The following is a 19,252-nucleotide window of genomic DNA, read 5'->3' as shown; positions in this document are numbered from 1 at the left end:
GACTAATTGCCGCCCCGCAGTTTATCTAAAACAGTACGGTCTTCAAGGGTAGATGTATCCCCAGAAATTTCCTGGCCGGCTGCTAAACTACGCAATAAACGACGCATGATTTTACCTGAACGGGTTTTGGGCAGGGCATCGGTAAAACGGATTTCTGCCGGCCGAGCAATGGCCCCAATCTCTTGGATGACATGCTGTTTCAAGGCCTGGGCTAATGCCTCACTGGGGGCCTGCTGACTATCCAGCACGACAAAGGCAAAAATGGCTTCTCCCGTCAGGTCATCGGGGCGGCCGACCACGGCGGCCTCGGCCACGGAAGTATGAGAGACCAGGGCCGATTCAATTTCCATGGTGCCCAAGCGGTGGCCCGAAACACTAATGACATCATCTACCCGGCCCATGACCCAGTAGTAACCATCGCTGTCTCGACGGGCCCCATCCCCAGCAAAGTAGAGGGGTTGGCCGTCGGCAGTGGTGAGGTGTTCCCAGTAGGTACGACGGAAACGATTGGTATCGCCATAGACATCGCGGATCATGCTGGGCCAGGGATGTTTGATCACCAAATAGCCTCCCTGATTATCGGCCACGGGTTGGCCCTCTAGATCGACAACATCGGCCACGATGCCAGGAAAGGGCCGGGTACAGGAGCCGGGTTTCGTTGCCGTGGCTCCCGGCAGTGGGGTAATCATAATGCCGCCGGTCTCCGTTTGCCACCAGGTATCCACAATGGGACAGCGTTCCTTGCCAATAACGCGGTGGTACCACATCCAGGCCTCAGGGTTAATCGGTTCTCCCACGGTTCCCAGTAGACGTAGGGAGGAAAGGTTGCGGGCGTTGGGAATCTCTTCCCCCATACGAATAAATGCCCGGATGGCCGTTGGGGCCGTATAGAAAATATTCACCCCATACTTTTCGATCACATCCCAAAAACAGCCGGGATTCGAGGGCCGGGGAACCCCTTCGTACATAACCGTTGTTGCGCCATTGGAAAGCGGCCCGTAAACAATGTAACTATGGCCCGTAATCCAACCCACGTCGGCGGTACACCAATAGACATCGGTATCCTTGAGATCAAAAATCCATTTGGTGGTGAGGTGGGTATAGAGGTTATAGCCGCCGGTGGTGTGGACGACGCCCTTTGGTTTTCCTGTACTGCCGGAGGTGTAGAGAATAAAGAGCATATCTTCACTCTCCATCGGCTCCGCAGGACAATCGGCCGTCACCTGGCTTTTCAGGTCGTGCCACCAATGATCCCGGCTCTGTACCATCGTGACCGGGGCCTTGGTGCGTTCCACCACCAGCACATTGGCCACCGAAGGCGCCCCGTGCTCCAGCGCTAAATCCACCTGTTCCTTGAGGGCAATAACCTTATCTTTGCGAAACCCACCATCGGCGGTAACGACCAACTTAGCCTGGGCATCCACCAGCCGGTCGCGCAGGGCCTCCGAGCTAAACCCGCCAAAAACCACACTATGGGGAGCCCCAATCCGTGCACAGGCGAGCATGGCAATGGCCGCTTCGGGAATCATCGGCATATAGATGGCCACCCGGTCACCTTTTTGGATGCCCAACTGTTTCATGGCATTGGCAAAGAGACAAACTTCGCGGTGGAGTTCGCCGTAGGTAAGGGTGCGGGAGTCCCCCGGTTCTCCTTCCCAAATGATGGCGGCTTTATTCCGTCGCCAGGTGGTGAGATGACGGTCTAGGCAGTTGTAAGAAATATTCAATTGTCCCCCGACAAACCACTTGGCAAAGGGCGGTTGCCAGTCGAGGATAGTGTCCCATTTCTTGAACCAGTGCAGTTCTTGCTCGGCCTGTTCGGCCCAAAATCGTTCCGGGTTTGCCGTTGCTTTACTGTAGAGTTGCTCGTATTCGCGGCGGCTACGCACATAGGCCTGGTCGGAGAAGGGAGCCGGTGGTTCAAACAGTCGTTCTTCGTGGAGGATAGATTCAATGGTAGAGTCTGGCATAACGGTGACTTTCGATACGCTGTGGAGTATTGCTGAATTTATTGTTGCAAAGAACCCTGACCATTCGGTAATTGTGACTATTCGTTAAGTAAACGCCCTTGATTCAATAAAAGATTCTAGTCATTAAATAGAACCCAAGTAATTAAATAGTCTTGTTAAAATCACAATCTAGACAGTCTTTGACGAGGGAAATCTCTCTTTGCGTCTTAGGATAGATTGATGACTTGTGGGAACTATAATCGACGTCTGTCAAGAAGAACTTTCATGTCAATATCAACGAAATTAACCACTTACTTTTTGATGTCGGGGCCTGAATAAAGATTAATCCGACGATGGGTATCATCTGCTGGCAAATTTCTTCCATTGGTCAACATGCAGAGAATGTTGTTAAGTTGTTACTACTGTTTATTTCTTAATTAAGAAATCAGGGGTTATCATGATTTTTTTGTTGTCTCCATTTGAAGCGATTGATAACATGCCCTAGACCCAACACTCTTTAGGCCATAATGGAACATGGTGACAATTGTTTCTGGAGGCCCTGGCCATGAATCATTCCTGTCTAATTCAGCAGGCACAAATTTTACTCCCCGATGGCGAATTAATGACTGGGGATGTTCTATTGGCGGATGGTGTGATCCAGTCCATTGCGCCGCATCTGGCGGCCCCTGAGACTGGTGAATGTATCGAGGCCCAGGGTCTGACCCTCCTACCGGGCGTGATCGATCCCCAAGTGCATTTTCGAGAACCCGGCCTAGAACATAAAGAAGATTTGAGTACGGCCAGCCGGGCCTGTGCCCGAGGCGGGGTGACTTCCTTTTTGGAAATGCCCAACACTAATCCTCTAACCATTACCCAAGCAGCCCTTGATGATAAATTGGCCCGGGCTGCCGCCAAGTCCTTAGTCAATTATGGCTTCTTTATCGGGGCTACACCGGATAATTTACCCGATCTGCGCGAGGCCCAGCCCACCTGTGGTATCAAGATCTTCATGGGATCTTCCCACGGGGCCCTGTTGGTTAGTACTGAAGAATTTTTAGAGCCAATTTTTGCCCAGGGAACCCGGCTGATTGCCGTCCATGCCGAAGACCAAGGACGTATTTTAGAGCGGCGTAAGCTCTTTACGGGCAACAACGATCCGGCGGTGCACTCCCAAATTCAAGATGAAATAGCGGCTCTTAATGCAACCCAATTGGCCCTGAAATTATCAGAAAAGTATCAACGTCGCCTCCATATTCTCCACCTCTCCACGGGCATCGAGGCCGAATACCTACGGGGACATAAACCAGCCTGGGTTACGGCGGAAGTAACGCCCCAGCATCTTCTTTTGAATACTAACGACTATGCTCGGATTGGCACCTTGGCCCAGATGAATCCGCCCCTCCGCTCTCCTGAAAATAATGAAGTACTCTGGCAGGCCCTGCTGGATGGAGTAATTGATTTTATTGCCACGGATCATGCGCCCCATACTCTAGAGGAAAAGGCCAAACCCTATCCCCAGTCTCCCTCGGGAATGCCGGGAGTCGAAACCGCTTTGCCAGTAATGTTAACCCAGGCCAAGAAAGGTCGCTGTAGCCTAGCCCAGGTGAGTCGCTGGATGGCAAGTGCCGTCGCCGAGGCTTATGGTATTCCTAACAAGGGTAAAATTGCTGTGGGCTATGATGCAGATTTGGTTTTAGTAGATCTGGAAACCTATCACCCTGTCCTGCGGGAAGAACTCCAAACCAAGTGCGGCTGGAGTCCCTTTGAGGGGTGGAATCTAACGGGGTGGCCAGTAATGACCTTGGTCAATGGCCAAGTGGCCTATAACCGCGGCCAATTCCATGATCAAGTCCGGGGGAAGGCCCTCCGTTTTGAACCATGACCCCAGTAGCCATCGGCTTGGGCAGTAATTTAGGGCCATCTCAACAAATCCTAGAGCAGAGCTTAAGCCAACTGGCCCAAGTACCAGATCTGCACTTGATAGCAGTGTCGGCCTGGTATGAAACCCTTCCGGTGGGGCCGCAACAGCCAAATTATCTCAATGGTTGTGCGGTTCTGGAAACCGAGCTTAACCCCGAAATTCTCCTGGCCAGACTCCAGTCCATCGAACAGCAATTTGGCCGGGTTCGTACCGAAAAATGGGGGCCCCGCACCTTGGATTTAGACCTCCTCCTCTACGGCCAGCGGCAACACCAAAGTCCGACCCTAACGATTCCCCATCCTTTTCTCATAGAGCGGGCTTTTGTGCTGATTCCCCTAGCGGAGATCGCTCCGGATTGGCAAGAACCGAAAACCGGCCAAACCATTCTGCAATTGGCCCAGGCCTGTGACCGTCAGGGTATTCTTGGCTGTCTTGCCGCTAGATGGCCCTGAGGGATTGTTCAGTCTTATAGTCAAAAAGGTGAATTTTATCTGAGGCAATGGCCAGGTTGAGGTGTTCACCTATCCGTACAGTTTGTTCCGGCGATAAACGGGCCTGGAGGGTGACTGTTGGATCAGCGATAAGATGAGCCAGGATGTAAGTATCATTGCCCAGGGCCTCCACCAAATCCACCACGACTGCGAGGGTGTTGGCTTCTTCTGGGGCGGCTAAGGAAAAATGCTCTGAGCGGATGCCCAACCAAAGGGAACGGTCGTCGTAGGGGCGCACCAGCGGAGCCCAATCCTCTCCCAGGGCCAGACTAAAACTCGAATGGCGGAGTTGAGTCGGCGCTTCAACTCGGACGTTGAAAAAATTCATCGGCGGTGAACCAATGAACTCTGCCACAAACCGATTGGTGGGCTGACGGTAGAGCTCTAGGGGCGTGGCCAGTTGTTGAATCACCCCCTGGTTCATGACGGCAATACGATGGCCCATGGTCATGGCCTCAGTTTGGTCGTGGGTGACGTAGATGGTGGTAATGCCCAACTGCCGCTGGAGGGTGACGATCTGACTGCGGGTTTCGGCTCGCAATTTGGCATCCAGGTTGGAGAGGGGTTCATCCATCAAAAAGACCTGGGGATTGCGGGCAATGGCCCGGCCCAGGGCCACCCGTTGTTTTTGGCCCCCGGAGAGTTGTTTGGGAAAACGATTGAGCAGGCCCTCAATCTGGAGACGCTGGGCTACGGCTTGTACCTGTTGGGCCATTTGTCTTTCCTGGACTGAACGATAGCGCAGATATGGGGGTAAAAATCCCGTCGCTCCCCGCAGGCCCTGGTCTAGCCAGCGAGGTAAACCCGACCGGGGTTGAGTTGCAGAGCGGCGCAGGCCAAAGGCAATGTTGTCGTAAACGCTGAGGTGGGGATAGAGGGCATAGCTCTGGAAGACCATGGCAATGTCCCGATTTTTGGGCGGTATCGTATTCACCAGCCGTTCCCCCACAAAAATATTACCGGCGGTAATCTCTTCTAGGCCGGCAATCAAGCGGAGGAGGGTGCTTTTGCCACAGCCGGAAGGGCCGACCAGCACCATAAATTCCCCATCATCAATGCTTAAATTAATGGCCCGGAGCACATTAACCGTGCCTTCTTGAGCTGGAGCTAGTTTTTGGCCAACTCGTTGGGGAAAACTTTTATAGAGATTTTCAATAACAACCTGAGCCACGCATCCAACCAGGAAAATATTGCTTCCCTATCGTATCAGCAAGCTTACCCGTGGCTCTGAGGCCTCAATTAGGCTGACAAGGTTCCCCAGACAGAACAGGTAAGAATACCTAATCATTGCCAGAAAATCACCGCAGAACCAACGGGGACATGGTATAAAAATGAAGGTTTGTTAAGTTGTTCTAAGAAAACGCAAGTGGACTCAGGGCCTCAACTTAAGAACCGGCCCTTGGATTTAGGTCTACTTGCTGGCCTCGGACACTGAAGCAGGTGGCGTTAAGTTCCAAACCCCTTCCTATAAACCTCACGTTTGGTTTCCTTCATGACTGCAACGACTGAATGGTTGAATAGCACGACTCCTTCTCCGGAGAGTTCCAACCTTCAACTCAAAGATATTGTTAAAACCATTCCCCGCGAATGTTTTGAAAAAGATAGCCGCCAGGCCTGGCTGAAAGTCCTGCTCAGCGTCACCGCCGCGGTCGTCGGTTATTTGGGCATTATCTACCTTCCTTGGTACTGCCTACCCTTCACCTGGATTTTTACGGGAACGGCCCTTACTGGTTGGTTTGTGATTGGCCATGACGCTGGGCATCGCTCCTTTGCGAAACGCCGCTGGGTCAATGACGTGGTGGGCCATATTTTCTTTTTGCCCTTGATCTATCCCTTCCACTGCTGGCGTTTGCTCCACGACCACCATCACCTCCACACCAATAAGCTGGAAGTGGATAATGCTTGGGATGCTTGGACTCCCGAAGCCTTTCAAACAGCGAATCCTTCCGTGCGTCTTTTTTACCGGGCCATTCGCGGCCGGCTCTGGTGGATTGGCTCTATTTTTCACTGGGCCCTGCTCCACTTCAAGCCCGCTAATTTTAATGAACGCGACCGCTCTAAAGCCGTTTTTTCCATGGCCGTCGTGATCATCTTTGGGGCTGTTTTCTTCCCAGTATTAGTACTGACGACCGGCTGGTGGGGCCTAGTTAAATTCTGGCTTATGCCCTGGCTGGTGTACCACTTCTGGATGAGTACATTTACACTGGTTCACCATACGATCCCCGAAATCCACTTTCAGCCGATTGCGAACTGGAGTGCAGGGGAGGCCCAACTCAAGGGAACCGTTCATTGCGACTACCCCCGCTGGGTGGAAATTCTCTGCCACGACATTAATGTCCATATACCCCACCATCTTTCCGTGGGCATTCCTTCCTACAATCTGCGCAAGGCCCATGCCAGTATTCGCCAAAATTGGGGAGAGGTCATCCATGAGCGCCGCTTTAGCTGGGCCTTGATGAAGCAAATTACCGACCAGTGTCATCTCTACGATCCTGAGCAAGGCTACCGGACTTTCCAATCCTTGCAGTAGCCTTAACGTCCCGAATCTTCAACGCCTCCCTGACCGATGTAGGGAGGTTTGTTGTTGGAGAGCGTCACTGCCAAGCCAGGGAATGATAGGGCCGGGGGTATGATGGGAAAAGCAAACGCTTCCCGTAAATATACCGATGAGTCAAGTCCGATCTCTAACCGGCCCTGCCCTTCCCCTCGAAGGGGGTGATATTGATACCGACCGCATCATTCCGGCTCGTTTCCTACGCTGTGTCACTTTTGATGGTCTAGGGGAACAGGTCTTTGCCGATGACCGCCACCAACGCCAGGGCCAGCACCCCTTTGACCTGCCACAGTATCAGGGGGCCACGATTCTGGTGGTCAATGCGAATTTCGGCTGTGGTTCCAGCCGCGAACATGCTCCCCAGGCCCTGATCAAGTGGGGCATTAAGGGCCTGATTGGAGAAAGCTTTGCCGAAATCTTCTTTGGTAACTGTGTGGCCAATGGCGTACCCTGCGTTACAGCGGATCCCTCAGCCATCAAGGCCCTGCAGGCCTATATCAACGATCATCCCCAGGCCAAAGTGACTCTGGATTTAGCCAATTTAGAAGTCCGCTACGGTGACCAGGCCCTGGCTATCACCATGCCAGAAGGCCCTCGTCAAATGTTGTTAAGTGGTCAATGGGATAGTTGTGGCCAACTGCTGCAGCACCAAGATGCTATTACCACTACGGCCCAGGCCCTTCCCTACCTACATTGGCAAACAGCCTAGGCCGCTAGATCACTATTCCTCACACTCCATCTCCCGACTATGGAAATCGAGCAATTGCTGTGGCACTATAGCCAGGGTCAACGGGACTTTAGTCGTCTAGACCTCCAGCATGTAGAAATTCTCAATGCCGATCTCACGGATATTAACTTTAGCCGGGCATCCTTGGAATGGGCTAATCTCTGTGGATGTTGCCTACGTCACAGTAATTTGAATCGCACGGACTTTGCCCACGCCCGGCTGATGAGTACCCAGCTCGTCGGGGCCGATCTACGGGGGACAGATCTTAGCTCTGCGGATTTAAGCTGGGCCGACCTCAATTCTGCTCAACTGATCAATGCAAATCTCTGTTATGCCAACCTAAAACAGGCCAAGCTAACGGATGTAAATCTGCAAGGAGCCATGCTCTGCCAGGCCAAACTCCAGGGAGTAAACCTCAGTGGCGCTAATCTGATGCGAGCTGACCTCAGTGGGGCCGATCTCAGTGGGGTGGATTTATCTGGAGCCGATCTCAGCCGAGCCGACCTGAGCAATGCCGATCTCCGGGGGGCCAAGTTGAACCATGCCAACCTCTACAAAGCCGATCTGAGCTTTTGCCAACTCCACGGCGGTGATCTACAGGATACGTTATTCCAGGGGGCCAACCTCAGCCAATCTAACCTCAAGGGGGCGGATTTAGCCCGAGCGATTATGCGGGAAATTAATCTTAGTGCAGTCAATTGGTCGGCCATCGATACCCAAAGCGCAGAGGCTACCAATCGCATTAATCTCCAGGGTGCTTGTTTACAGGGCGCTATTCTGCAACGGGTGGCCCTGACCAATGCCATCCTTGACTATGCCACGCTACAACGGGCCCGCTTGGCCAAGGTCAATCTCCAGGGGGCTAATCTAGTGGAAGCCAACCTCCGGGGGGCTGACCTGCGCAATACCAATTTTACAAACAGTCAAATCATTGAAATCGATCTCACCGATGCAGTGATGCCCGATGGCAGTATCCATCCCTAGACAGGCCCTAGTAGGCGCCACGGCCAAAGAGAATAATGCGAATGGTCTCTACTAAAATGTCCAAGTCTAAATTCAGCGACCAGTTGTCAATATAGTACAAATCTAGACGAGCTACATCATTGAAGCCACCAATGTCTGAGCGCCCTGAAATTTGCCACAGGCCGGTGATTCCTGGTATGACCTGATGACGAATGTGATGCCAGGCATCAAAATGTTCGACATCGCGAATAGGTAATGGCCTAGGACCGACCAAGCTCATGTCGCCACTCAGCACATTAAACAATTGGGGAAATTCATCCAAGCTAGTCCGGCGCAGAAAATGGCCAATGGGAATAATACGGGGATCTTTTTTTAATTTGAACATCACGCCATCATCACTTTCGTTAGCCGATTCAAGCTGGGCTTGGAGTTGGGGCGCATTGGGCACCATCGTCCGAAATTTCCACATCTGAAAGACTTTACCCTGTAGACCGACCCGTTCCTGACGAAAAAAAACTGGCCCAGGGGAACTCATCTTAATGGCCAGGATGATTGCTAAAAGAAGTGGTGCTAGCAAGAGCAAGCCCAAACTGGCCGCAACATAATCCAAGACTCGTTTAAGGCGATAATCCAAACCAATCAACAATGGAAGTTCGACCCGCAGGGTGGGTAAGCCCGCAAAAATTTCTGGCAGCCCGCGACGATAGAGAATTTCTCGACTGGAGGGGAGGAGACGGAGAGCAATCCCTTGGCGGCGCAGATTCCAGTAGAGGGTCGAGGCCAAATTGGTCTTGGGCAGGTCTTCTACTAGCACCTCTAGAGCCTGGGAGCGGAGAATACACCGTAATGTATGTGGACTGTGGGCTGTGGAGGCGAGGGCACTGCCGACCACCTGGTAATGGGAACGTTTTTCGAGAATGGTGATTAATTGCCGCAGACGAGCCGAGGATGCAATTAAAAAAACAGGGATGGGGGCCTGTCGTCGTTGGAGTTGGCTCAGGATCAGGCTAGTAATAATGCGGGCGCCTAAAACCAGCAGGATACTGCCTCCCCAGGCTGTAAAGAAAAGAGAACGGGGTGGATCCAAGCTGGGATCGTAGAAGTAGTTCAGAACAAGAACCAGCAGAAAGACTAAGCTCACCAGCTGGGCCAGGCGGATATAGTTCTGACCTCGAGCAGTAGGACGATAGAGGCCTCCGTAGGCAAAGCAGAGAAGGGTAAGGAAAGCAAAGCACCAGAACAAACTGGGCAGACCGAGCCAAGTCCACCAAACGAGTTGGGGAGGGGGAGGAGAATAAAAATGATTGAGATAGCGGGCGCCATTCCAGGCTAGGACTAAGGCCCCTAAATCGCCGATCATCAAAATAGCAATTCTCAGCCATTGCTGTCGGCTCAAATAGAAGCCAGAAAATCGTTGGGGCGCTCGCAGATCCATCACGGATGCGGTCAAGGTCTTGAGCCAGGGTTGCATAGATAGCGAGGACTCCAGGCAAGGCCTATTTTTTACCCAGTTCCTGGGCCCGTCGCCAGGCCGCTCGAACCGCTTCGATCAAGGCGGCCCGAAAGCTCATTTTTTCCAGTACTGTTACGCCCGCAATGGTTGTACCACCGGGGCTGGTCACTTGATCCTTCAGTTCCGCTGGGTGACGCCCCGTCTCCTGTAAAAGCTGAGCAGTTCCCAAAACCGTCTGCAGGGCCAACGTATGGGCGATGCTACGAGGTAAACCCACGCCCACACCCCCATCAGCCAGAGCCTCGACCATCATGGCCACAAAAGCCGGGCCAGACCCAGAAAGGCCCGTCACCGCATCCATCAAAGATTCGGGAACCTCTACCACTTGACCAACGGCCCCAAAAAGGGACTTGGCCAGGGTCGCATGCTGTGCCTCCACCAGTTTTCCTAAGGCGAGGGCTGTCATACCGGCCCCCACCGTGGCCGGGGTATTGGGCATGGCCCGAATAATGGGGTGGTCGGGAAAGCCATAGTCCAGACGGCTAATAGGGACCCCTGCTAGTACCGAGATAATCAGAGGCTTTTGTTGGCTCCCGGCCAGGCCGGCTACTACTCGGTCAAGCACCTGAGGTTTAATGGCCAGCAGAACCACCTCGCTAGCATTGGCTGCCTCTTGGTTATCTTCAGAAACCTGAACCTGGTAGGTGTGCTGGAGATAATCCCGGCGTTGGGGTTGGGGATCACTCACCAGAACCTGATGTGCAGAATAAATTTTTTGATCTAGAAGACGGGACAAAATAGCCTCGGCCATAATGCCCCCACCGATAATACCCAGTTGAATAGACACAGAGCGTTAAATACAGACACAAGAAAGCAAACACCACGGGATGAGGGAAAAAGACCCATTCGCTGGCCCCCTAACCCCTAGGGTTTGTTGTTCTGTTTTAGTGTATTGAACAAAAAACAATTACTTCAAGGCTTTCGTTACAAAACATAACCCAGAAGTTACGCCCAGTTTAGTCAGGAAACGCAACCGGGCAGATCATCGGAAGGGCGGCCTACTGCGCCAGACGACTAGTATCTAGGCCCCAGGGACTGGGCATCGTATTATTTCGCAAAGGAGCCGGGGCCGATTCCGTCATTTCATGAACCGTTCCCGCTAAAGTGCTTACTTTGACGCAACTCGGTGTGAAGAGAAAAATGCTTTCTCCGATACGTTCTTGGTGGCCATCAATGGCGTAGGTTCCGCCAGCCACAAAATCAACAGCCCGCTGGGCCTCTTCTGGATTCATGATATTGAGGTTCAGAACCACGGATTTCCGTTCCTTGAGGGTCTTAATGACCTGGGGCATTTCGTCAAAGGAATGAGGCTCAACGACGACAACTTCAGCAACGTTATTATTAATACCAGGCATACCAATCACGTTATTTCTTGCTCCTGTTCCCAGGGAGGGTTCATTTGTTAGGTTTAAAGGCTCACGGTTCTGGCGACGGGGCGCGGGGGCTTCCTCGGTCGGCGCAACGCTAGGGGTGGGAGTTGGGGCCTGGGCCTGGTTCTGTTGCCAGTCCATCTCTTCGTAGTCTTCTTCGTATTCGTCGTGTTCGCTAATGCCGACGAAATCCTTAAGCTTGGTCAAAATCATGATTACCGTCCACTGATTTGAATAGATAAAAGGGGGATAGATCTTACAAGGGCTAGATTAGGTTATAGCACCATCAATACACAACAACAGGAACTCAAAATCGTCAACCGAGACATTGCCCTGACAAGCCATCATGGGGTGACGGCTTGCAAAAAACAAGGTCTATTTTAGGTTGCTGAACGAGACGTATTGTTGTAACCAGCAGTATTCCAAAGTATTCCAAGAATTAATTGGTTGTGTCGCAAAAAGGGTAAAAGATGTTCCATCCCCAGGGGAAATAGGTCAATAAATCGTAACATTTGGCGGGATACGCCGGCTTGTCTTGGCAGACTCCAGTCAGAAAGGTTAGCCAGCCATCCGGAAATGACCTGTTAGGATAGAAGGCTGAAGCTTCTCAATAATTTTGCTAATTCAGGTTAGGCACACTGGCGATGACACTGCGAGCACCGGTAGATTTTCAAGACCATTTTGATGTGATCGTGGTCGGCGCAGGCCATGCAGGCTGTGAGGCGGCCTTGGCGGCGGCACGGTTGGGATGTCGCACTCTCCTGTTGACTCTGAATCTGGATAAAATTGCTTGGCAACCCTGTAATCCAGCGGTGGGGGGCCCGGCCAAGTCCCAATTGACCCACGAAGTCGATGCTCTGGGGGGAGAGATTGGCAAAATGGCTGACCGCACCTACCTCCAGAAACGGGTGTTGAATATTTCCCGCGGCCCTGCCGTCTGGGCGCTTCGGGCCCAAACTGATAAACGGGAATACAGCGCCATCATGAAAACCATTGTGGAAAACCAGCCCAATCTCTCGATGCGGGAAGGCATGGTGACGGATCTGATTTTGGGTACTCAGGATGAGATCGTTGGCTTGCAAACCTACTTTGGTACTTGCTTCCAGGCTTCTGCCGTAGTACTAACCACTGGCACTTTTCTCGGTGGCAAAATTTGGATTGGCAATAAATCCATGCCGGCTGGTCGGGCCGGAGAATTTGCGGCAGTGGGCCTGACAGAAACATTACAGGATTTGGGCTTTGAAACGGGCCGCTTGAAAACAGGAACTCCGGCGCGAGTGGATAAACGCTCCGTGGACTACAGTCGTCTCGAACCCCAGCCCCCTGATGAGGCGGTACGTTGGTTTAGCTTTGATCCCGAGGCCTGGATTGAGCGCGAGCAGATGAATTGTTACCTGACCCGCACGACGGCGAAGACCCACCAACTTATTCGAGATAACCTACATCTCTCGCCCATCTACGGTGGCTTTATCGATTCCAAGGGCCCTCGCTACTGTCCCTCCATCGAGGATAAGATTGTCCGTTTCGCCGATAAGGAAAGCCATCAGATCTTCATTGAACCCGAGGGGCGAGACATTCCAGAACTCTACATCCAGGGCTTTTCCACCGGCCTACCGGAATCCATTCAACTGGCCATGCTGCAAACCCTACCGGGGCTAGAAAGTTGCGTCATGCTCCGCCCGGCCTATGCGGTGGAATACGATTACCTGCCAGCCACCCAATGCTATCCCAGCTTAATGACGAAAAAAATTGCGGGACTCTTTTGTGCGGGCCAACTCAATGGCACCACGGGCTATGAAGAGGCCGCCGCCCAGGGTCTTGTGGCGGGGATTAACGCCGCTCGCTACTGTCAAGGGCAGGCCCTCCAGGTGTTTACCCGAGAAGAAAGCTACCTGGGGACTCTAATCGATGACCTCTGCACCAAGGATTTGCGAGAACCCTACCGGATGTTAACCAGCCGCTCGGAATATCGCCTAATCCTGCGTTCTGATAATGCCGATCAACGTCTGACCCCCCTGGGCCGCAGTCTGGGCCTGATCGATGACCGCCGTTGGCAATTATTCCAAGCCAAACAGGCCCAGATCACAGCAGAAAAAGAGCGACTCTACAGTACTCGCATCAAGGAACAAGACCCCCTGGGCCAGACCATTGCGGCGGACACCCAACAACGCATCAAAGGATCTATTGTGTTAGCGGATCTGCTCCGGCGGCCCGGTTTTCATTACGAAGATTTAGAACACTATGGCCTGGGTAAAGCGGATTTAACGGCCACGGAAAAGGAAGGGGTAGAAATCGAAATCAAGTACTCGGGCTACATCAAGCGTCAAGAAACTCAAATTGAGCAAATCAGTCGCCAAAGCCACCGCGCCCTCCCGGCCCAGCTAGACTACATGGCCATCGCGACCCTTTCCATGGAAGCACGGGAAAAGTTGAGCCAAGTCCGCCCCCTCACCCTTGGTCAGGCCGCTCGTATTGGCGGTGTTAACCCAGCGGATATTAACGCTCTCCTGGTTTACCTCGAAACCCAGCGTCGTTTCCAGCCTTCCCGGTTGCTAGAGAAAGATTCCTAGGGATAGGTTTCTAAAAACCGCCCAAAGGCCCTGAAATTGACTCAATAACTTGATTAACGCCTCTTTTACGGACGGTCATAGGCTAGTAATCTATCTTGGGGTAGAGGTCAAGACCTCGGGATTCCAGAAGACTGGGACAATGGCGCTCAGCAAAGCTCCGTTGGCAAATTTCACTAAAGTTTGCTTTTTGTGGGCAAAATGGTTCGCTTAACTGCATCGGATGACCCCAATTATGGATATACAACTCATTAACATCGGTTTTGGCAATATTGTGTCGGCTAATCGGGTCGTGGCCATCGTGAGTCCCGAATCGGCCCCCATCAAGCGGATCATTGCGGATGCGAAGGAAAGGGGACAACTGATTGATGCTACCTACGGTCGTCGGACGCGAGCAGTCATTATCACCGATTCCAGCCATGTGGTGCTGTCTGCGATCCAACCGGAAACCGTTGCCCATCGTTTTGTGACCAACAAAGACGGCAATCTCAATGGTAACTAAGCAGAATTCCCAGCCCAATACGGGTCAGTTAGTGGTGATTACAGGGCCAAGTGGTGTCGGGAAAGGAACCCTGGTTAAGGCCCTGCTGGCCCAATATCCTGACCTGTTTCTGTCGATTTCTGCCACTACCCGCACACCTCGGGCGGGAGAAATAGACGGTCAGGCCTACTATTTTTTAAGCCAAGAGCAGTTTCAACAGTGGATTGCCGCCGGTCAACTCTTGGAATGGGCGGAATATGCAGGCAATTACTACGGTACGCCTCGCCAAGCCGTTGAACAGCAAATCAGCCAAGGCAAAACTGTCCTCCTGGAAATTGAAGTTTTAGGGGCCCGTCAGGTGAAGGATAGTTATCCTGCGGCCCGTCGTGTCTTTATTTTGCCGCCGTCCCCCCAGGAACTAGAGCATCGGCTCCGCCATCGAGGCCAGGATAGTGAAGCAGCCATTGCTAAACGGTTAGCTAAGGCCCAGGAGGAATTAGCGGTGAGTCATGAATTTGATGCCCAGATTGTTAACGATGATCTAGAGATGGCCCTGCAGGAACTTGCCCACTTTATTTGGGAGACTTAAGTGGCGGGACTCCGGCGTCGTTGGCGACTGGCCGTCTTTCTATTCACTGGCGCTGGCCTAGCCGCTTGGCTGGCCTGGGAGTGGCATTTGCCTGTTTATCCCGGCCCTTGGCAAACCGGACCCCAGTCAGAACTTGACGATACAATTAGAGCCCACAACCTTAAGGGGTGTTCCCGCTACCAGTATCGCCAAAATGCCCAAAATTCCATTGAGTATCTAGTGTATTGCACAACGGAGGGTCAGTCTTGGCAAGGCTATCTCATGCTTCCGGGCCTGCAAAAAATCGTCGCTGGCCCTTTTCCCCCGGATCCCACTTTGCAATAGGAAGTCTGTCTAGAATCCTTCGTTCTTTAGGCCTGGCTTCCCGTCTCCTGTCCAGAAGTGGGAGGACGTTCCCCAAATAAAACCCGGCCCAGACGCACCATAGTGGCCCCAGCGGCAATGGCTTGAGGGTAATCTCCCGACATGCCCATGGAGAGTTCCGTTAACTGCAATCGAGATTGGTTAGAGAGTTGGGCCGCTAGGTCTCGCAGGGAGGCAAAGGTGGCCTGTTGCTGGGACGGTGTTAATCCTAGGGGCAAGATGGTCATCAAGCCGCGAATTTGAACGGCCTGACAGGCCTCAATAGCAGATAGATTTGACCATAGGCCCTCGGGAGACCAGCCAAACTTATCCGGGTCGGGCAACAATTTAATCTGGAGACAAACCTGGGGATGATGTTGTAATTCCTGGGCCACTCGTTCCAAGCGTTGCAAGAGGGGCAGGTTATCGACGGAGTGAATCCAAGGAAAATGCTCAATCACCTTGCGGGCCTTGTTAGCCTGGAGGTGACCGATGAAATGCCAGGTAATATCCGTGAGATCTCGGAGGGCGTCCAGTTTTGGCAGGGCCTCCTGGAGACGGTTTTCAGCAAAATCTCGAATCCCCGCTTCATAGGCCAAACGAATAATCTCCGGAGCAATCGTCTTGGTAACGGCAATCAAACGAACCTGGGGGGGGAAGGCTTGCTGAATACGTGAGATCGACGGCAGAGAAGTCATGGCCATAGCCGGATTAAGGATAAGGAAATTTAAAAACTAAAATTATTTTGGTACAGTTGCGAGAGCGTTTGGTAGGACTGTAAATTGCCTGTCCGTCGAAGTAGGCGCAGGCGGTTCTCAATGAGAAGTTTGGCATCCGCCCGGGTGATGGGATCGAACTTTGTATCATTCGCCGTGGTTGCAACTAGGAAAAAAAGACGTTGGGCGTAGAGCGTCGTAAAAATTTCCTGATTGTCATCCAGGAGACAAACACGGTACAGCAAGCCAAAGGTAGGGTGATTAAGGTAAGTTTCGTTGCTCATTCTAGTCTAGACATCCAACTCAATCTCAGGCTAGAACAGAGGAGATTGGTCTAGTTAGCCATATTACCCTTTTCAGTTGCCATTCCTACAAAATTTCCGTTTCCTGTCTAGGCCCTCCGGCTTTATTTCTCTGCACCCATGACTGCTATTAACGTACTAGATTTGGGGATTCCCCTAGCTCTTCTGGTTTGTATTATTTTGGCGGCGCTGTACTTTAGCCAAGCGCGTTAGGGCCAGAATTTGCTTGAGCTTCGTTAAAAATTCAGTCTAAGCTAGAAGGCAGGGGACTTTAGACGACATCGCCTATGTATACGAACAGTGACGTTCTGATTATTGGGGGAGGCATCATCGGCCTGGCCATTGCGGTGGAACTGCGACAACGGGGCCTGGGGGTGACGGTTCTCAGCCGAGATTTTCAACAGGCTGCTAGTCTGGCCGCCGCTGGCATGTTAGCCCCCTACGCTGAACAAATTCCCCCCGGCCCCCTGTTAGAGTTGTGTCTCCGTTCGCGCTGGCTCTACCCCGATTGGGTCGAAAAATTGGAGCAATGGACGGGTTTAGAAACGGGTTACAATCCCTGCGGTATTTTGTCGCCGGTATTTACAGAGCCGGATAGTCTGATTCCTCTGTCTCCCCACTCCCAATGGCTAGAGGGCACAACCTTACACCATTACCAACCCGGCCTAGGGCCTGAGGTAGTCGGGGCCTGGTGGCACCCGGAAGATGGCCAGGTGGATAACCGTAAACTGCTCAGTGCCCTGCGTCAGGCTGCTCAAAGCCTGGGGGTTAATCTCCAGGAAGGAGTGACGGTGCAGGCCTTACCCCAACGACAAGGCAAAATTACCCAGGCCCTGACGGCTCGGGGTAGTTTTCAAGCTCAAACTTATGTGCTGGCAACGGGGTCCTGGGCCAAGGAATTAATGCCTTTACCCGTCGTCCCCATTAAGGGACAAATGCTAGCTCTGCGGATGCCTCAGCAATCCCATCAACCCTGGCCCCTGCAACGAGTCCTCTTTGGGCCGAATACCTACCTTGTTCCCCGCCGAGATGGCCGTCTGATCGTGGGGGCCACTTCCGAGCAAGTGGATTGGCAACCGGAAAATACCCCCCAAGGCTTGAATACGCTGCTAGCCAGGGCCCTGCGGCTCTATCCGGCTCTCCAAGACTGGCCCATTGCTGACCTGTGGTGGGGTTTTCGGCCCGGCACTCCCGATGAACTGCCCCTCCTCGGGCCAAGTTCCTGTGATAATCTGGTTTTTGCTGTGGGCCACTACCGTAACGGCATCCTATTGGCCCCGATCACCGCTACATTAATCGCCGATCTCATCAGTGAACAGGTCAGCGATCCCCTGCTCCAGGCCTGCCGCTACGATCGTTGCTTTAGCCCACCATCTCTCCCTTCCCTACCAGCAATCCCCATGACTCCCTTGCTAACTTCTCCTGTTTCTGATACTGATGCTGGGCTTGATGTGACCCAAGATGATGTATTGACCATTGCGGGTCGTCGTTTTCAGTCGCGCCTGATGACCGGCACCGGCAAGTATCCCAATCTGGAGATCATGCAACAAAGTGTGGCGGTGAGTGGTTGTGAAATTGTGACGGTGGCCGTACGTCGTGTCCAGACCAAGGCCCCTGGTCATGAAGGCCTGGCAGAGGCCCTGGATTGGTCAAAAATCTGGATGCTACCGAATACCGCTGGTTGTCAGACCGCCGAAGACGCGATTCGGGTGGCCCGACTGGGGCGGGAAATGGCTAAATTACTGGGCCAGGAAGACAACAATTTCATCAAGCTGGAGGTGATTCCCGATAGCAAATACCTCCTGCCAGACCCCATCGGTACCCTAGAAGCGGCAGAACAGTTGGTGAAAGAAGGCTTTGCGGTTCTCCCCTACATCAATGCCGACCCCCTCCTGGCTAAACGCCTAGAGGAAGTGGGCTGTGCCACGGTGATGCCCCTCGGCTCTCCCATTGGCTCAGGTCAAGGTATTCGCAATAGCGCTAATATCCAGATCATTATCGAAGAAGCTAAGGTACCCGTGGTGGTAGATGCAGGTATTGGAACTCCTAGTGAAGCGGCCCAGGCCATGGAAATGGGGGCCGATGCCGTACTGATCAACAGCGCCATTGCCCTGGCCCACCATCCCGTCGCCATGGCCCAGGCCATGGGCATGGCCACCGTTGCCGGACGATTGGCCTACCTCTCGGGCCGTATGCCGGTGAAAGCCTACGCCAGCGCCAGTTCTCCCCTGACGGGCCTGGTGCATTCTTAGTTCAAATTATCTTCACTCTTCCCCGTTCAAGCCATGACCAAGTACGTTTTATGGGGCCGTTATTGCCCGGATGTCCTAGAAAAGCGGGCCCCCTATCGCCAAACTCACCTCGACGGGCTCCAGGCTCAAAAGGAGCAGGGCCTTTTGTTAACTATTGGCCCGACCCAAGACCTGACTCGAGTCTTTGGTCTCTACGAAGCGGAGGATGAGGCCACGGTACGGCAATTAATTGAAGCTGATCCCTACTGGCAACACGGAATTTGGACGGAATACGAGGTCAAGGAATGGATTCAGGCCCTTTAGGTCTGGCTCTCCCTAAGTACACTGTCAGAACGGCCTTTTCGGGGTAGAATAGGCTTAGCTTGCTCACCTGAATAGGGTGGGCTATTTATCGTCTCTATGAGGAAATTAGAGTGGCTAAACGTCGTAACCTAAAGAAAGAGAAGGCCGAACGCAATAGAGCCTATGCCCGTCAGTTCCGTTCTGCTTCCGTCAAAGGTCAGAACAAACGTTAC

18 protein-coding genes and 1 pseudogene are annotated in these 19,252 nt (G+C 52.7%); 12 read left to right on the top strand and 7 right to left on the bottom strand.

Going from position 1 to position 19,252, the window contains the following annotated elements:
- Positions 1 to 2 precede the first annotated feature (2 nt).
- On the bottom strand, positions 3 to 1,970 hold the full coding sequence (gene acs, locus ABXS88_RS12245) for an acetate--CoA ligase (RefSeq protein WP_353672327.1): 1,968 nt from the start codon (positions 1,968 to 1,970) through the stop codon (positions 3 to 5).
- A gap of 544 nt (positions 1,971 to 2,514) precedes the next feature.
- On the opposite strand from acs, the gene ABXS88_RS12240 reads away from it, so the two are divergent.
- Entirely contained in the window at positions 2,515 to 3,831 is a 1,317-nt protein-coding gene (locus ABXS88_RS12240; protein WP_353672326.1) for a dihydroorotase, read from the top strand.
- Entirely contained in the window at positions 3,828 to 4,322 is a 495-nt protein-coding gene (gene folK, locus ABXS88_RS12235; RefSeq protein ID WP_353672325.1) for a 2-amino-4-hydroxy-6-hydroxymethyldihydropteridine diphosphokinase, read from the top strand. Before ABXS88_RS12240 ends, folK begins: the two co-directional genes overlap by 4 nt.
- On the opposite strand, the gene ABXS88_RS12230 is transcribed toward folK, so the two are convergent.
- Entirely contained in the window at positions 4,309 to 5,532 is a 1,224-nt protein-coding gene (locus tag ABXS88_RS12230) for an ABC transporter ATP-binding protein (RefSeq protein WP_353672324.1), read from the bottom strand. The two genes, folK and ABXS88_RS12230, sit on opposite strands and share 14 nt — an antisense overlap.
- 321 nt (positions 5,533 to 5,853) lie before the next feature.
- On the opposite strand from ABXS88_RS12230, the gene ABXS88_RS12225 reads away from it, so the two are divergent.
- From ABXS88_RS12225 to ABXS88_RS12215, 3 genes are all read left to right on the top strand, one after another.
- On the top strand, positions 5,854 to 6,891 hold the full coding sequence (locus ABXS88_RS12225) for a fatty acid desaturase (RefSeq protein ID WP_353672323.1): 1,038 nt from the start codon (positions 5,854 to 5,856) through the stop codon (positions 6,889 to 6,891).
- A 136-nt stretch (positions 6,892 to 7,027) separates the two neighbouring features.
- Entirely contained in the window at positions 7,028 to 7,624 is a 597-nt protein-coding gene (gene leuD, locus ABXS88_RS12220) for a 3-isopropylmalate dehydratase small subunit (RefSeq protein WP_353672322.1), read from the top strand.
- A 39-nt stretch (positions 7,625 to 7,663) separates the two neighbouring features.
- Complete coding sequence (locus tag ABXS88_RS12215) at positions 7,664 to 8,626, top strand: pentapeptide repeat-containing protein (RefSeq protein ID WP_353672321.1); 963 nt, start codon at positions 7,664 to 7,666, stop codon at positions 8,624 to 8,626.
- A gap of 7 nt (positions 8,627 to 8,633) precedes the next feature.
- Here ABXS88_RS12215 and ABXS88_RS12210 read toward each other — a convergent pair whose 3' ends face one another.
- From ABXS88_RS12210 to ABXS88_RS12200, 3 genes are all read right to left on the bottom strand, one after another.
- Positions 8,634 to 10,076, bottom strand: coding sequence for a sugar transferase (locus tag ABXS88_RS12210; protein ID WP_353672320.1), 1,443 nt, complete (start codon positions 10,074 to 10,076; stop codon positions 8,634 to 8,636).
- Between the two features lie 25 nt (positions 10,077 to 10,101).
- Complete coding sequence (gene proC, locus ABXS88_RS12205) at positions 10,102 to 10,905, bottom strand: pyrroline-5-carboxylate reductase (protein ID WP_353672319.1); 804 nt, start codon at positions 10,903 to 10,905, stop codon at positions 10,102 to 10,104.
- Between the two features lie 211 nt (positions 10,906 to 11,116).
- Positions 11,117 to 11,701: a cell division protein SepF gene (locus ABXS88_RS12200; protein WP_353672318.1), complete on the bottom strand. Its 585-nt coding sequence runs from the start codon at positions 11,699 to 11,701 to the stop codon at positions 11,117 to 11,119.
- A gap of 431 nt (positions 11,702 to 12,132) precedes the next feature.
- Between ABXS88_RS12200 and mnmG the strand changes: the two genes are divergently transcribed.
- The 4 genes from mnmG (at position 12,133) to ABXS88_RS12180 (ending at position 15,449) form a co-directional block, all read left to right on the top strand.
- Positions 12,133 to 14,058 (top strand): tRNA uridine-5-carboxymethylaminomethyl(34) synthesis enzyme MnmG, encoded by a 1,926-nt coding sequence (mnmG, locus tag ABXS88_RS12195; RefSeq protein ID WP_353672317.1) that lies wholly within the window; start codon positions 12,133 to 12,135, stop codon positions 14,056 to 14,058.
- 232 nt (positions 14,059 to 14,290) lie between these two features.
- Positions 14,291 to 14,557 (top strand): extracellular matrix/biofilm regulator RemA, encoded by a 267-nt coding sequence (gene remA, locus ABXS88_RS12190; protein WP_353672316.1) that lies wholly within the window; start codon positions 14,291 to 14,293, stop codon positions 14,555 to 14,557.
- Positions 14,547 to 15,125: a guanylate kinase gene (gene gmk / locus ABXS88_RS12185; protein ID WP_353672315.1), complete on the top strand. Its 579-nt coding sequence runs from the start codon at positions 14,547 to 14,549 to the stop codon at positions 15,123 to 15,125. The genes remA and gmk overlap by 11 nt, the downstream gene beginning before the upstream one ends.
- Entirely contained in the window at positions 15,126 to 15,449 is a 324-nt protein-coding gene (locus ABXS88_RS12180) for a hypothetical protein (protein WP_353672314.1), read from the top strand. It abuts the gene before it with no gap.
- A gap of 26 nt (positions 15,450 to 15,475) precedes the next feature.
- On the opposite strand, the gene ABXS88_RS12175 is transcribed toward ABXS88_RS12180, so the two are convergent.
- Positions 15,476 to 16,165, bottom strand: coding sequence for a YggS family pyridoxal phosphate-dependent enzyme (locus tag ABXS88_RS12175; RefSeq protein ID WP_353674819.1), 690 nt, complete (start codon positions 16,163 to 16,165; stop codon positions 15,476 to 15,478).
- Positions 16,166 to 16,194: 29 nt separating this feature from the next.
- Entirely contained in the window at positions 16,195 to 16,467 is a 273-nt protein-coding gene (pipX, locus tag ABXS88_RS12170) for a transcriptional coactivator PipX (RefSeq protein ID WP_353672313.1), read from the bottom strand.
- Between the two features lie 305 nt (positions 16,468 to 16,772).
- Here pipX and thiO point away from each other — a divergent pair.
- The 3 genes and pseudogenes from thiO to ABXS88_RS12155 all read left to right on the top strand — a co-directional run.
- A pseudogene (gene thiO / locus ABXS88_RS12165) lies at positions 16,773 to 17,792 on the top strand (glycine oxidase ThiO); the annotation flags it as partial.
- A 93-nt stretch (positions 17,793 to 17,885) separates the two neighbouring features.
- Positions 17,886 to 18,737, top strand: a complete 852-nt coding sequence (locus ABXS88_RS12160; protein WP_353674818.1) for a thiazole synthase — start codon at positions 17,886 to 17,888, stop codon at positions 18,735 to 18,737.
- A gap of 33 nt (positions 18,738 to 18,770) precedes the next feature.
- Positions 18,771 to 19,040 (top strand): YciI family protein, encoded by a 270-nt coding sequence (locus ABXS88_RS12155; protein WP_353672312.1) that lies wholly within the window; start codon positions 18,771 to 18,773, stop codon positions 19,038 to 19,040.
- The last annotated feature ends 212 nt before the right edge of the window (positions 19,041 to 19,252 follow it).

This window comes from Synechocystis sp. LKSZ1, assembly GCF_040436315.1.
Lineage (GTDB): Bacteria > Cyanobacteriota > Cyanobacteriia > Cyanobacteriales > Microcystaceae > Synechocystis.
The sequence above is the reverse complement of the archived record's forward strand: the minus strand, read 5'-3'. Positions and strand labels throughout refer to the sequence as shown.

What these genes read in the sequence shown, in the direction of transcription:
- ABXS88_RS12215 (WP_353672321.1), top strand. Translation starts at nt 7,664, where the DNA reads ATGGAAATCGAGCAATTGCTGTGGCACTATAGCCAGGGTCAACGGGAC.
- ABXS88_RS12175 (WP_353674819.1), bottom strand. Translation starts at nt 16,165, where the DNA reads ATGACTTCTCTGCCGTCGATCTCACGTATTCAGCAAGCCTTCCCCCCC.
- ABXS88_RS12160 (WP_353674818.1), top strand. Translation starts at nt 17,886, where the DNA reads ATGACTCCCTTGCTAACTTCTCCTGTTTCTGATACTGATGCTGGGCTT.
- gmk (WP_353672315.1), top strand. Translation starts at nt 14,547, where the DNA reads ATGGTAACTAAGCAGAATTCCCAGCCCAATACGGGTCAGTTAGTGGTG.
- ABXS88_RS12225 (WP_353672323.1), top strand. Translation starts at nt 5,854, where the DNA reads ATGACTGCAACGACTGAATGGTTGAATAGCACGACTCCTTCTCCGGAG.
- ABXS88_RS12210 (WP_353672320.1), bottom strand. Translation starts at nt 10,076, where the DNA reads ATGCAACCCTGGCTCAAGACCTTGACCGCATCCGTGATGGATCTGCGA.
- pipX (WP_353672313.1), bottom strand. Translation starts at nt 16,467, where the DNA reads ATGAGCAACGAAACTTACCTTAATCACCCTACCTTTGGCTTGCTGTAC.
- leuD (WP_353672322.1), top strand. Translation starts at nt 7,028, where the DNA reads ATGAGTCAAGTCCGATCTCTAACCGGCCCTGCCCTTCCCCTCGAAGGG.
- remA (WP_353672316.1), top strand. Translation starts at nt 14,291, where the DNA reads ATGGATATACAACTCATTAACATCGGTTTTGGCAATATTGTGTCGGCT.
- folK (WP_353672325.1), top strand. Translation starts at nt 3,828, where the DNA reads ATGACCCCAGTAGCCATCGGCTTGGGCAGTAATTTAGGGCCATCTCAA.
- ABXS88_RS12155 (WP_353672312.1), top strand. Translation starts at nt 18,771, where the DNA reads ATGACCAAGTACGTTTTATGGGGCCGTTATTGCCCGGATGTCCTAGAA.
- ABXS88_RS12200 (WP_353672318.1), bottom strand. Translation starts at nt 11,701, where the DNA reads ATGATTTTGACCAAGCTTAAGGATTTCGTCGGCATTAGCGAACACGAC.
- mnmG (WP_353672317.1), top strand. Translation starts at nt 12,133, where the DNA reads ATGACACTGCGAGCACCGGTAGATTTTCAAGACCATTTTGATGTGATC.
- acs (WP_353672327.1), bottom strand. Translation starts at nt 1,970, where the DNA reads ATGCCAGACTCTACCATTGAATCTATCCTCCACGAAGAACGACTGTTT.
- ABXS88_RS12240 (WP_353672326.1), top strand. Translation starts at nt 2,515, where the DNA reads ATGAATCATTCCTGTCTAATTCAGCAGGCACAAATTTTACTCCCCGAT.